The sequence below is a fragment of the Citrobacter amalonaticus genome (assembly GCF_037053465.1).
In the GTDB taxonomy this organism is placed as follows: domain Bacteria; phylum Pseudomonadota; class Gammaproteobacteria; order Enterobacterales; family Enterobacteriaceae; genus Citrobacter_A; species Citrobacter_A amalonaticus_H.
Genome location: NZ_JBALIF010000002.1, coordinates 284430 through 297940 on the forward strand (window position 1 = coordinate 284430; position 13511 = coordinate 297940).

A 13511-nucleotide genomic window follows, 5' to 3' on the forward strand; every position below is an offset into this window, starting at 1 on the left:
TTGTCTTAGGTTGTATAGACATTTATTTGAGATTGCAGGCGGGAAGTCAATCATCCAGCAAGAAAATGTTATTTAATTGTGACATTGAGACGCGAAGAGCCCGACAGTAGTGGTTTAAAAAACAACTTTTTAGCTTTTCACCTTCCCGTTTTGCTCAACTTAGTATAAAAAAGCAGGCTTCAATGGATACTTTTCTAGCCCGGAGCAACTCGTGAACACATCATCAGTTTCCCGTCTGGCGCTGGCACTGGCTTTCGGCGTGACGCTGACCGCCTGTAGCTCGACCCCGCCGGATCAAATTCCTTCCGATCAAACTGCGCCAGGCACCGCCTCGCGTCCGATTTTATCGGCCAGTGAAGCACAGAATTTCGACGCGAAGACCTATTTCTCTTCGCTGACGCCAAACGCTGCGCCGTGGACGCCGTCCTCTATTTCTCTGCCTGCGCAACCTGACTTCGTTGTCGGCCCGGCCGATACGCAGGGCGTCACCCATACCACGATTCAGGCCGCGGTGGATGCGGCAATCACCACACGTACCAATAAGCGTCAGTACATTGCGATTATGCCGGGCGAGTATCAGGGAACGGTGTATATCCCGGCAGCGCCGGGCAGCCTGACGTTGTACGGAACGGGTGAAAAACCATTAGATGTGAAGATTGGCGCGGCGATTGACGGCGAGATGAGCACCGCTGACTGGCGTCACACGGTGAATCCGGGCGGTAAATATATGCCTGGCAAACCGGCCTGGTACATGTTTGACAACTGTCAGAGCAAGCGCAGCGCCAACATCGGCGTGATGTGTTCTGCCGTTCTGTGGTCTCAGAACGCCGGTCTGCAATTGCAGAACCTGACGGTCGAAAACAACCTGGGCGACAGCGTAGATGCGGGTAACCACCCGGCCGTCGCACTGCGTACCGATGGCGACAAGGTACAGATTAACAATGTGAATATTCTCGGTCGCCAGAATACCTTCTTTGTGACCAACAGCGGTGTGCAGAACCGTCTGGAAAACGATCGCCAGCCGCGTACACTGGTGACCAACAGCTATATCGAAGGGGATGTGGATATTGTTTCCGGTCGTGGCGCCGTGGTGTTCGAGAACACCGATTTCCGCGTAGTGAACTCCCGTACCCAGCAGGAAGCGTACGTCTTTGCACCGGCAACATTGTCGAACATTTACTACGGTTTCCTCGCCACCAACAGCCGCTTTACCGCTGCCGGAGATGGCGTGGCGCAACTGGGCCGCTCGCTGGATGTTGATGGCAACACCAACGGACAGGTGGTGATCCGCGACAGCGTGATCAACGAAGGCTTTAACATGGCGAAGCCGTGGGCTGACGCGGTTATCTCTAAACGTCCTTTCGTGGGCAATACCGGTGCGAAGGATGATAAAGGCGAGATCCAGCGCAACCTGAACGACTCAAGCTTTAACCGCATGTGGGAATACAATAACCGCGGTGTGGGCAGCAAAGTAGTGGCAGAACCGAAGCAGTAAGCCAAAAAAACCGGCATCATAAGATGCCGGTTTTTTATCAACGTCTGCACATTTTTGTCAGTACGCGTTAACCACCACCCACATCGGCCCCTGGCCTACCGCATAACGCCCTTTCTCCGTTAACAGCCCCTGTTCACCGTTAATCGCATACACGGCGATATGGTGTGATTTCTGCCCGGCGGCAATCAGGTATTTCCCACTGTGGTCAACATTGAAACCACGCGGTTGCGTTTCAGTCGGCTGGAAGCCCTCTTTGGTCAACACGCTGCCATCTTCCGAAACGCTGAACACGGTAATCAGGCTGGCGGTACGATCGCAGGCATACAGATGGCGCCCATCCGGCGTAATGTGGATGTCCGCCGCCCAACGGGTGTCTGAGAAGTCCGCCGGCATCATGTCCAGAGTCTGCACGCACTCAATATGTCCATGCGGATCTTTCAGCGCCCAGACGTCAACAGAACTGTTTAGCTCATTGACGCAGTAGGCGTATTGCTGATTCGGATGGAACGCCATGTGGCGGGGTCCTGCACCGTCAACGGTCGTCACTTCCGCTGGCTCCTGCGCCACCAGCTTGCCATCATCGCTGAGTGTAAACAGGCAAATACGATCCTGTTTTAACGCGGGCACCCACAGGGTGCGGTTATCCGGAGAGATATTGGCGGAGTGACAGCCCTCCAGCCCTTCCACCACATCCACAAGCTCAACCGGCAGGCCGTCTTCCAGACGCGTGACGCTGACGTTGCCGGCATTGTAAGAACCGACAAACACAAAACGCCCGTGGCGATCGGTGGAAATGTGCGTCGGGCTGCCCGGCAGCGCAGATTCAGCGGCAAACGTTAGCGCACCATCATCAGGCGAAATCCGGTAAGCCAGTACGCGAAATTCAGGACGCACGCCCACATAGAGATAACGCTTATCGGGGCTGACCACCATCGGCTGGACCTGTCCAGGCACATCAACCACCTGTACCAGCGTCAACGCGCCATCGTGATTCAGGCTCCAGACATGGATCTGTTGGCTCTCAGGACTGGCGGTATAAACGGTTTGCTTCATGAATGCTCCTTTGCTTTAGGCCACTGGCTGCAATAAGGGAATACAGCTTAACGTAGTCGCTTTTAACGGTGAATGCTGAATCAGCGCTCAGAATTTTGTCCGCTCCCCGTCCCGGTGTACCATTCAGGCAGACAAAATTATCAATGCTACTCTGGATATCGTTATGACCACTCGCGTGATTGCCCTGGATTTAGATGGAACCCTGTTGACCCCCAAAAAGACCCTGCTTCCCTCTTCACTGGAGGCACTGTCGCGTGCCCGTCAGGCAGGTTATCAACTTATCATCGTCACCGGGCGTCATCACGTCGCGATTCATCCTTTTTATCAGGCACTGGCGCTGGATACACCTGCAATTTGCTGTAATGGCACTTATTTGTATGATTATCATGCAAAACGTGTGCTTGAGGCCGATCCGCTGCCGGTTGACCAGGCATTGCAGCTTATTACGCTGCTGGAAGCGCATCAGGTTCATGGCCTGATGTATGTCGATGACGCCATGCTGTATGAACGCCCGACCGGTCATGTCATTCGCACATCGAACTGGGCGCAAACCCTGCCGCCGGAGCAACGCCCGGTGTTCACCCAGGTGCCGTCGCTGGCGCAGGCAGCTCGCGACGTCAATGCGGTCTGGAAATTCGCCCTGACGGATGAAGATATTCCCAAATTGCAGCAGTTTGGCAAACATGTAGAGCAGCAACTGGGCCTTGAGTGCGAATGGTCCTGGCACGATCAGGTTGATATCGCCCGTCAGGGCAACAGCAAAGGAAAACGCCTGACGCAGTGGGTCGAATCTCAGGGGTGGTCAATGGAAAATGTGGTAGCATTCGGTGATAACTACAACGATATCAGCATGCTGGAAGCCGCCGGAACCGGCGTGGCAATGGGTAATGCCGATGATGCCATCAAAGCACGCGCCAACGTGGTCATTGGCGATAACACCACCGACAGTATTGCGAAATTTATCTACACCCACCTGTTGTAATCAGGCGGTGATCGACACACTCTTAACCTGAGCGAACAGCCAGAGGCCAGGTTTGATTCCTAGTTCATCCCTGGCCCACGGACTGATCCGCGCCCACAGCGTTTTGCCCCCCACCTCAAGCTGAACTTCCACCTGCCCATTATCGTCGTAGCAATGCGCGACTTTCGCCCGCAGGATGTTACGGATACTGGTTTGTTGCGGCGGCTGTAAAACTAATGAGACATCTGACGCCTGAATGCGGATACGCAGTGAAGCTTGCAGAGGCACGTTGAGCTTATTGACCCACAAATGCTGATCGCCAAGCGCCAGCGCGGTCATTGCATAATGCGGATGATGCTCCAGTACGCTCACCTTCAGTATGCTGCTCTGCTGCTCTTTCGGTAGCCACGGATGCATCGCGCTGCTGCTCCAGACCTCTTCCAGTGCGCCAAACGCCTTGACCCGCCCCTCTTCCAGCACCATCACGTTATCCGCCAGATGGAGAATTTCATCGAGTGAGTGGCTGACATAGAGCATCGGAATATGAATTTCCCGCGCCAGCCGTTGCAGATAAGGCAACAATTCGCGCTTGCGCGGAATATCCAACGAAGCGAGCGGTTCGTCAAGCAACAACAGTTCCGGCGCGGTCAGGAGCGCCCGGCCAATCGCCACTCGCTGTTTCTCCCCGCCGGAAAGATCGCCCGGCAACCGGTCGAGCAGTGCTTCGATGCCCAGCAACGCCACCAGCTTGTCAAACTGCCCGGCCATGCTTTTCGCCATGCCGTAGCGCAGATTGCCGCGCACCTTATAGTGCGGAAACAGTCGCGCATCCTGAAATACGTAACCCACGCGGCGTTTTTCCGGAGTCAGACAAATGCCGTTTTCCGCATCATTCAACACCCGCCCATTAAGGACGATGCGCCCTTTTTGCGGACGCGTCAGGCCACTGATCGCATTGATGAGCGAGGTTTTCCCGGCGCCCGAAACGCCGAAAATCGCGGTGATACCGTTGGCGGGAAGCGTTTCGTTCAGCGTCAGGCAGTGCGTGCCCAACGTCTGGGAGAAATGGAGTTCCAGCATGATTATCGCCCCGTCCGTTCACGGCTGATTCGCGCCAGCCATTCAGAGATTAACAGTGAAATCAGCGCCAGAACGATGGAGATCAGGCACAGTCGCGCCGCCGCGCTTTCGCCCCCCGGCGTCTGGATTAGGGTGTACATAGCCGAAGGGAGGGTGCGCGTTTCGCCGGGAATATTGGAAACAAAGGTAATTGTTGCGCCAAACTCGCCAAGCGATCGGGCAAACGCCAGTACCGTGCCGACAATTATACCCGGCAACGTCAGCGGTAAAGTAATGGTCAAGAAGACGCGCCAGCGCCCGGCTCCCAGCGTACGGGCCGCGTGTTCCAGCTTAATGTCCACGCCCTCCAGCGCCAGTCGAATGGCGCGAACCATCAGCGGGAACGACATCACTGCCGCCGCCAGTACCGCGCCACGCCAGCTAAACGCAAAGGTAATGCCGAACCAGTCATAGAGCCACTGGCCGATAAATCCACGTCGTCCCATCGAGACCAGTAACAGATAACCGACCACCACTGGCGGCAGCACCAGCGGCAAATGCAGCACGCTGTCGAGCAACGCTTTGCCTGGAAAAGTGCAGCGCACCAGTAACCAGGCAAAGAAGATCCCAAACGGCAGGCTAAACAGCACAGCCAGGGAGGACACTTTCAGGCTCAGAAAAACGGCCTGCCATTCGGGGTCGGTCAATATCATTGGCGGGGTGTAAATCCGTAACGTTTAAAGATTTCAGCGGCCTGCGGTCCTTTCAGGTAATCATAGAACGCGTTGACCGTGGCGTTTTTATGCCCATCAACAATCGCGATGGGGTATTCCACTTTTTTGTGTGAATCTTCCGGGAAAGTGGCCACGACGTGAACCCCTTTACTGGCAACAGCGTCAGAACCATAGACAATCCCCAGCGGGGCTTCGTTACGTTCTACCAGCGCCAGCGCGCCACGCACATCTTCCGCAGGTGCCAGTTTGGATGACAGCATTTCCCAGGTTCCCAGTTTTTGCAGCGCTTCTTTTGCGTAGATCCCTGCCGGAACGTGATCCGGATCGCCGACAGCCAGACGTCCACCGTTAAGTAGCGCCGTCCAGTTGGTTTTGCTGTCGGGTGTAAATGCTTTCTGTTCACTGCCCTTTGGCGCAACCACCACGAGGCTGTTGCCTAAAAGCGTCTGGCGCGATGCTCTATCAATCGACTTCTTCTCTTCCGCGTAATCCATCCATTTCTGATCGGCGGAAATAAACAGATCCGCTGGCGCACCGGCTTCGATCTGGTGAGCCAGTGTGGAAGAAGAGGCAAAAGAGGAGACGACATCCACATTCTTCTCTTTTTTATACGCTGTTGCGATATCCTGCAGGGCATTCGTCAGTGACGCTGCGGCAAATACCGTAATTTTTCCTTCCTCCGCCAGCGCATGTCCGGCAACCGTCAACAATAATGTTGCCCCTGCAAACAAGTGTAACCCGCGACGAGCCATCGGTAACTCCTTTTGAGTTTCGTTATGTATTTTTAAATATAACGACAAAGCAACGACTTTCCCAGCAGTTATTGCTACCTCATAAAGGTTAGGTTACGAAAATATCGGCAGAAATGGCGGGAACTTGAGAAACGATCCGTGACGGATTTGGTGAGCAAAAGCGGCGGGTGAAAAAGATAAACGCCCGGCAAAACGGGCGTTCTGAAATCAATGATTCTGTCTGGACTGGTCTTTCTGGCCGATGCCGGAGAAAATGTTGAACACTTCTCCGAGTCCGTAAATCAGTCCCAGGATGATGGCCATCACCACAGGTACCATGATTACGGCGAATACCAGACTTTTTAATAACTCTAACATGGTCAACTCCTGATATAGTCCTTCATGTATTCTAACCACATCATGGAGAAAAGCACTCCCCTTTTGTGCGGTCGTCTTTGCCTCCCGGTCATTTTCCGTCACAATAACCCTTTTGCCAGGATCGTGTTATGCAAGCCGAAATCCTCCTTACCCTCAAGCTTCAGCAAAAACTGTTTGCCGATCCCCGACGCATCTCTTTGCTCAAACATATTGCGCTTTCCGGCTCCATTAGTCAGGGCGCGAAAGACGCTGGCATCAGCTATAAGAGCGCCTGGGATGCCATCAACGAGATGAATCAGCTCAGCGAACAGACGCTGGTCGAACGCGCGACAGGGGGCAAAGGCGGCGGCGGCGCAGTATTGACCCGCTACGGGCAGCGCCTGATCCAGCTCTACGATCTGCTGGCGAAAATTCAGCAAAAAGCGTTCGATGTGCTGAGCGACGATGATGCCGTACCACTCAACAGTTTGTTAGCGGCTATTTCCCGCTTCTCCCTGCAAACCAGCGCCCGAAATCAGTGGTTTGGGACGATTACCGCACGCGATTGCGATCGGGTGCAGCAGCATGTCGATGTGCTACTCGCGGATGGCGAGACGCGGCTAAAAGTTGCCATTACCGCCCAGAGCGGCGAACGTCTGGGACTTGTTGAGGGTAAAGAAGTCCTCGTTCTGTTGAAAGCGCCGTGGGTAGGGCTCACCCAGGACGACGCTATTGCCCAAACGGCTGATAACCAGTTGCAGGGCGTTATCAGGCATATTGAACGTGGAGCGGAACAATGCGAAGTGCTGATGACGCTACCGGATGGTCAGACGCTGTGCGCTACGGTGCCGTCAGAAAATGCAGCAACGCTAACAGAAGGTGCAAACGTCACAGCGTATTTCAACGCTGACCGGGTGATTATCGCAACGCTGTGCTGACCGCGCCGCACACAGCCTGATGGCGCTGCGCTGATCAGGCCCGCCAGCGTGCAGGCTGGATAAGCCCCCTTCGCCGCCATCCGGCAACAAACTGCATTGACATTCCCCCGCGGAACACGTATCCCTGTTATTCATCGCTGCACAAAATGGGATATAAAATGTCATCGTTGCATATTTCGCAAGGCACGTTTCGTCTTAGCGACACAAAAACGCTGCAACTGGATTCCGTTGTATTACATGCGGGTGAGAGCTGGGCGTTTGTGGGGTCTAACGGAAGCGGAAAATCGGCGCTGGCTCGTGCGCTGGCGGGCGAATTACCGCTGCTCAAAGGCGAACGCCAGTGCGAATTTTCCCGCATCACCCGGCTCTCATTTGAACAACTGCAAAAACTGGTCAGCGATGAATGGCAGCGCAATAACACCGATATGCTTAGTCCCGGTGAAGAAGATACCGGGCGAACCACGGCTGAAATTATTCAGGATGAGATAAAAGATCCCTCGCGCTGTGCCCTCCTGGCGCAGCAGTTTGGCATTACACCTCTTCTCGATCGTCGCTTTAAATATCTTTCGACCGGCGAAACGCGCAAAACGTTGCTCTGCCAGGCGCTGATGTCTGAGCCGGATCTGCTGATTCTCGATGAACCCTTTGACGGACTGGATGTCGATTCCCGCCAGCACCTGGCCACACTGCTTGAAAAGCTGCATCAGTCCGGGATCACCCTGGTTCTGGTGCTCAACCGTTTTGATGAAATTCCGCCGTTTGTCGGGTATGCCGGTGTCCTGGTCGACTGCACGTTAACGCAGACCGGCGCGAAAACCGGTTTATTACAGCAGGCACTGATTGCGCAACTGGCCCACAGCGAACGGCTGGCAGGTGTGACCTTGCCCGAACCGGACGAACCCGCCGCCCGTCCCCTTCTGCCTGCCCATTCACCACGAATTATCCTCAAAGACGGCGTCGTGTCATATAACGATCGCCCCATTCTCGATCATCTGAGCTGGCAGGTGAATCCTGGTGAACACTGGCAGATTGTCGGCCCCAACGGGGCAGGTAAATCAACGCTACTCAGCCTGATAACCGGCGACCATCCACAGGGTTACAGCAACGATTTGACATTGTTTGGCCGCCGTCGCGGTAGTGGAGAAACCATCTGGGATATCAAAAAACACATTGGTTACGTCAGCAGTAGCCTGCATCTCGACTATCGGGTAAGCACCACGGTGCGCAATGTGATTCTCTCGGGCTACTTCGACTCCATCGGGATCTATCAGGCCGTATCGGATCGCCAGCAAAAGCTCGCCCAGCAATGGCTGGATATTCTGGGGATCGATAAACGTACCGCTGACGCGCCGTTTCAGAGTCTCTCCTGGGGACAACAACGGCTGGCGCTGATTGCCCGTGCGCTGGTGAAGCACCCGACGCTGCTGATTCTGGATGAACCTTTGCAGGGGCTGGACCCGCTGAATCGCCAGCTCATTCGCCGTTTTGTCGATGTGCTGATAAGCGAAGGCGATACCCAGTTACTCTTTGTTTCCCATCACGCTGAGGACGCCCCGGCCTGCATTACTCATCGCCTGGCATTTGTTCCCCATCACGAGACCTATACCTATCAGCAAACCCGACTGCGTTAGTTTTCATCCGTGGGCGCGAAAGCGCCCTTTTTTTTCGGATAATAGGCGCAACCATAGTCGATGTTTATGATTTACAATCGAATTATTGGAGTATAATTATGGAAAATCGTGAGTGTAAACGATTCCACTAATTTATTCCATGTCACACTTTTCGCATCTTTGTTATGCTATGTTTATTCCATACCATAAGCTTAACGGAGCGAAATATGAGAGTTCTGGTCACCGGTGGTAGCGGTTACATAGGAAGCCATACTTGTGTGCAGTTACTGAAAAACGGTCATGATGTTGTCATCCTTGATAACCTCTGTAACAGCAAGCGCAGTGTACTTCCCGTTATCGAACGTCTGAGCGGTAAGCATCCGACGTTTGTCAAAGGGGATATCCGCAACGAAGCGCTGATGACCGAGATCCTGCACGATCACGCGATTGACACCGTCATCCATTTTGCCGGACTGAAAGCCGTCGGCGAATCTGTCGCAAAGCCGCTGGAATACTATGACAACAACGTCAACGGGACGCTGCGACTCATCAGCGCCATGCGCGCCGCCAACGTCAAAAACATGATTTTCAGTTCTTCTGCTACGGTCTATGGCGACCAGCCGAAAATTCCTTATGTTGAAAGCTTCCCGACCGGCACCCCGCAAAGCCCTTATGGTAAAAGCAAACTGATGGTCGAACAGATCCTCACCGACCTGCAAAAAGCCCAGCCGGAGTGGAGCATCGCGTTGCTGCGCTACTTCAATCCGGTCGGCGCACATCCCTCAGGCGACATGGGTGAAGATCCCCAGGGCATTCCAAACAATCTGATGCCATACATCGCTCAGGTTGCGGTAGGGCGTCGCGATTCTCTGGCTATTTTTGGCAATGATTATCCTACTGAAGACGGCACCGGCGTGCGCGACTATATCCACGTGATGGATCTCGCTGACGGCCACGTTGCTGCCATGGAGAAACTGGCCGGTAAACAAGGCGTCCATATTTATAACCTCGGCGCAGGTGTCGGTAGCAGCGTGCTGGATGTGGTCAATGCCTTCAGCAAAGCCTGCGGCAAACCGGTGAATTACCATTTCGCCCCTCGCCGTGATGGCGACCTGCCTGCCTACTGGGCAGATGCCAGCAAAGCCGACCGCGAACTGAACTGGCGCGTCACACGCACCCTTGATGAGATGGCGCAGGACACCTGGCACTGGCAGTCACGTCATCCACAGGGATATCCGGATTAAGGAAAGATCATGAGTCAATTTAACCCGGTCGATCATCCACATCGCCGTTTTAATCTGCTCACCGGACAATGGGTTCTGGTGTCACCGCATCGTGCTAAGCGCCCCTGGCAGGGGGCGCAGGAAACCCCGTCTAACGAAGCGTTGCCCGCACACGATCCGGACTGCTTCCTGTGTGCGGGGAATACCCGCGTAACGGGCGACAAAAACCCGGACTACAAAGGAACGTTTGTCTTCACCAACGACTTTGCTGCGCTGATGACCGATACCCCGGACGCGCCGGACAGCCATGATCCGCTGATGCGTTGCCAGAGCGCGCGGGGCACCAGTCGCGTCATTTGCTTCTCCCCCGATCACAGTAAAACCCTGCCAGAACTGAGCGTCACGGCACTGACGGAAATTGTCAGAACCTGGCAAGAACAGACGGCGGAACTCGGCAAAACGTATCCCTGGGTACAGGTTTTTGAGAACAAAGGCGCAGCGATGGGATGCTCTAATCCCCATCCCCACGGCCAGATTTGGGCCAACAGTTTCTTACCCAATGAAGCCGAACGCGAAGATCGTTTACAAAAAGCCTGGTTCGCGGAACAGGGCTCGCCCATGCTGGTCGACTACGTGAAGCGTGAACAGGCAGACGGTAGCCGTACGGTCGTCGAAACCGAACACTGGCTGGCCGTTGTCCCCTACTGGGCGGCGTGGCCGTTCGAAACGTTACTGCTGCCGAAAGCGCATGTCCTGCGTATTACCGATTTGACCGACGCACAGCGCGCAGACCTGGCGCTGGCGTTGAAAAAGCTGACCAGTCGTTACGACAATCTGTTCAAGTGCTCCTTCCCGTATTCAATGGGCTGGCACGGCGCGCCGTTTAACGGGGAAGAAAACTCACACTGGCAGCTACACGCGCACTTTTATCCGCCTTTATTGCGCTCCGCCACCGTGCGTAAATTTATGGTCGGCTACGAAATGCTGGCAGAGACCCAGCGTGACCTGACAGCGGAACAAGCGGCAGAACGTCTGCGCGCGGTCAGCGACATCCATTTTCGCGAATCCGGAGTATAAAAATGAGTCTGAAAGAGAAAACACAATCTCTGTTTGCTGAAACTTTCGGCTACCCTGCCACCCACACTATCCAGGCGCCAGGACGCGTCAATCTCATCGGTGAACACACCGATTACAATGACGGCTTTGTACTGCCCTGCGCCATTGATTATCAAACTGTCATCAGTTGTGCTGCCCGCGACGATCGAAAAGTGCGCGTGGTCGCCGCCGATTATGCCAATGAGACGGATGAGTTTTCGCTGGATGCCCCCATTGTGACGCACGACAGTCTGCAATGGGCGAACTATGTTCGCGGGGTGGTGAAACATCTGCAAAAACGCGACGGCAGCTTTGGCGGCGCGGATTTAGTGATTAGCGGCAACGTTCCCCAGGGCGCGGGCCTGAGCTCTTCCGCCTCACTGGAAGTGGCGGTTGGTACGGTCTTCCAGCAGCTTTATCATCTGCCGCTGGATGGCGCGCAGATTGCGCTTAACGGCCAGGAAGCAGAAAACCAGTTTGTCGGCTGTAACTGCGGAATTATGGATCAGCTTATCTCCGCACTGGGGAAAAAAGACCATGCCCTGCTGATTGACTGCCGCACGCTCGGCACAAAAGCGGTCTCGATGCCAGAGGGTGTCGCGATTGTGATTATCAACAGTAACTTTAAGCGCACGCTGGTTGGCAGTGAATACAACACACGTCGTCAGCAGTGCGAAACCGGCGCTCGCTTCTTCCAGCAACCGGCATTGCGTGATGTCACACTGGATGAATTCAACGCCGTCGCGCACGAGCTTGACCCGCTGGTTGCCAAACGCGTCCGTCACGTGTTAACTGAGAATGCGCGTACTGTTGAAGCCGCCGGCGCGCTGGAAAAAGGCGATTTGCAGCAAATGGGTAAACTGATGGCGGAATCGCATGCTTCAATGCGCGATGACTTCGAAATCACTGTGCCGCAAATTGATACGCTGGTTGATATCGTCAAGGAGACCATTGGTGATAAAGGCGGCGTACGCATGACCGGTGGTGGATTTGGCGGCTGCGTCGTGGCATTAATCCCTGAAGATCTGGTTCCTGCCGTTCAGCAAGCTGTAGCTGAACAGTACGAAGCTAAAACCGGTATCAAAGAGACATTCTATGTGTGCAAACCATCACAAGGAGCAGGACAGTGCTGAATGAAACACCCGCACTGGCACCCGATGGTCAGCCGTACCGCCTGTTAACCCTGCGCAACAGCGCAGGGATGGTGGTCACGCTGATGGACTGGGGTGCTACGTTACTCTCGGCTCGCATTCCGCTTTCTGACGGCAGTGTTCGCGAAGCGCTGCTGGGCTGCGCCAGTCCTGAGCATTACCAGGATCAGGCCGCATTTCTTGGCGCGTCCATTGGTCGCTATGCTAACCGGATCGCCGACAGCCGTTATACCTTTAACGGTGAAACGGTCACTCTGCACCCGAGCCAGGGCGTCAACCAGTTGCACGGCGGTCCGAATGGATTTGATAAGCGTCGCTGGCAAATAGTAAATCAGAATGAGCGTCAGGTGCTGTTTGCCCTGACCTCAGACGATGGCGATCAAGGTTTTCCGGGCAACCTCGGTGCCACGGCGCAATACCGTCTGACCGATGACAATCGCATTTCGATTACTTATCGCGCAACGGTTGATAAGCCGTGTCCGGTGAATCTGACCAACCACGTCTACTTTAATCTGGATGGCGATCAGACCGATGTACGTCAACATAAGCTGCAAATCCTCGCTGATGAGTATCTGCCGGTTGATGAAGGCGGGATCCCGCGCGCGGGTCTGAAATCTGTCGCCGGAACGTCATTTGATTTCCGCCACACGAAAGTGATCGCCAGTGAGTTTCTGAGCGATGACGATCAGCGTAAAGTGAAGGGCTACGATCACGCTTTCCTGTTACAGGCAAAGGGCGACAGCAAAAAGCCCGTTGCGCTGCTGTGGTCTGCGGATGAAAAATTGCACATGGAGGTCTACACCTCTGCCCCGGCGCTACAATTTTATTCCGGCAACTTTCTCGGCGGCACGCCTTCACGCGGGCCTGAGGTGTACAGCGACTATCAGGGACTGGCGTTAGAAAGCGAATTCCTGCCAGACAGCCCGAATCATCCGGAGTGGCCGCAACCAGACTGCATTCTGCAGCCGGGCGAAGAGTATGCCAGCGTGACGGAATATCGCTTTATTCCTGTTTAACGTGACAGGGAACATGCCCGATGGCACAAGCTTATCGGGCCTACAGAATCTGTTTTGCTCAAATCCCCACCACTCAAAGACAAAATTG

Annotated in this window: 13 protein-coding genes; 8 read left to right on the plus strand and 5 right to left on the minus strand. The window is 54.6% G+C overall.

What is annotated here, in order from left to right; translation table 11 throughout:
• Positions 1–211 precede the first annotated feature (211 nt).
• The gene (locus WB371_RS04130; protein WP_336218854.1) at positions 212–1495 is read left to right on the plus strand and encodes a putative acyl-CoA thioester hydrolase; all 1284 of its coding nucleotides are present in this window, start codon (positions 212–214) and stop codon (positions 1493–1495) included.
• Positions 1496–1552: 57 nt separating this feature from the next.
• Here the strand turns inward: WB371_RS04130 and pgl are convergent, their stop codons facing one another.
• Positions 1553–2548 (minus strand): 6-phosphogluconolactonase, encoded by a 996-nt coding sequence (gene pgl / locus WB371_RS04135; RefSeq protein ID WP_336218855.1) that lies wholly within the window; start codon positions 2546–2548, stop codon positions 1553–1555.
• 163 nt (positions 2549–2711) lie between these two features.
• Here pgl and WB371_RS04140 point away from each other — a divergent pair, with 163 nt between their 5' ends.
• Positions 2712–3530 carry a pyridoxal phosphatase gene (locus WB371_RS04140; RefSeq protein ID WP_336218856.1) on the plus strand — a complete coding sequence of 273 codons (819 nt, stop codon included), beginning with the start codon at positions 2712–2714 and terminating at the stop codon, positions 3528–3530.
• Here WB371_RS04140 and modC read toward each other — a convergent pair whose 3' ends face one another.
• The 4 genes from modC to WB371_RS04160 form a co-directional block, all read right to left on the minus strand.
• Positions 3531–4589 (minus strand): molybdenum ABC transporter ATP-binding protein ModC, encoded by a 1059-nt coding sequence (gene modC / locus WB371_RS04145; RefSeq protein WP_336218857.1) that lies wholly within the window; start codon positions 4587–4589, stop codon positions 3531–3533.
• 2 nt (positions 4590–4591) lie between these two features.
• Positions 4592–5281, minus strand: a complete 690-nt coding sequence (gene modB, locus WB371_RS04150; RefSeq protein ID WP_336218858.1) for a molybdate ABC transporter permease subunit — start codon at positions 5279–5281, stop codon at positions 4592–4594.
• A complete protein-coding gene (modA, locus tag WB371_RS04155; protein WP_336218859.1) occupies positions 5278–6054 on the minus strand; it encodes a molybdate ABC transporter substrate-binding protein in 777 nt (258 codons plus the stop codon). Before modA ends, modB begins: the two co-directional genes overlap by 4 nt.
• Before the next feature lie 207 nt (positions 6055–6261).
• A complete protein-coding gene (locus WB371_RS04160; protein ID WP_003023026.1) occupies positions 6262–6411 on the minus strand; it encodes an AcrZ family multidrug efflux pump-associated protein in 150 nt (49 codons plus the stop codon).
• A 128-nt stretch (positions 6412–6539) separates the two neighbouring features.
• On the opposite strand from WB371_RS04160, the gene modE reads away from it, so the two are divergent.
• The 6 genes from modE (at position 6540) to galM (ending at position 13423) form a co-directional block, all read left to right on the plus strand.
• Positions 6540–7328 carry a molybdenum-dependent transcriptional regulator gene (gene modE, locus WB371_RS04165; protein WP_336218860.1) on the plus strand — a complete coding sequence of 263 codons (789 nt, stop codon included), beginning with the start codon at positions 6540–6542 and terminating at the stop codon, positions 7326–7328.
• A 158-nt stretch (positions 7329–7486) separates the two neighbouring features.
• Positions 7487–8959, plus strand: a complete 1473-nt coding sequence (modF, locus tag WB371_RS04170) for a molybdate ABC transporter ATP-binding protein ModF (RefSeq protein ID WP_336218861.1) — start codon at positions 7487–7489, stop codon at positions 8957–8959.
• A 206-nt stretch (positions 8960–9165) separates the two neighbouring features.
• Positions 9166–10182: a UDP-glucose 4-epimerase GalE gene (gene galE, locus WB371_RS04175; protein WP_336218862.1), complete on the plus strand. Its 1017-nt coding sequence runs from the start codon at positions 9166–9168 to the stop codon at positions 10180–10182.
• 9 nt (positions 10183–10191) lie between these two features.
• The gene (gene galT, locus WB371_RS04180) at positions 10192–11238 is read left to right on the plus strand and encodes a galactose-1-phosphate uridylyltransferase (RefSeq protein ID WP_336218863.1); all 1047 of its coding nucleotides are present in this window, start codon (positions 10192–10194) and stop codon (positions 11236–11238) included.
• Between the two features lie 2 nt (positions 11239–11240).
• Entirely contained in the window at positions 11241–12389 is a 1149-nt protein-coding gene (galK, locus tag WB371_RS04185; protein WP_336218864.1) for a galactokinase, read from the plus strand.
• Positions 12383–13423: a galactose-1-epimerase gene (gene galM, locus WB371_RS04190; protein WP_336218865.1), complete on the plus strand. Its 1041-nt coding sequence runs from the start codon at positions 12383–12385 to the stop codon at positions 13421–13423. Before galK ends, galM begins: the two co-directional genes overlap by 7 nt.
• Positions 13424–13511 lie beyond the last annotated feature (88 nt).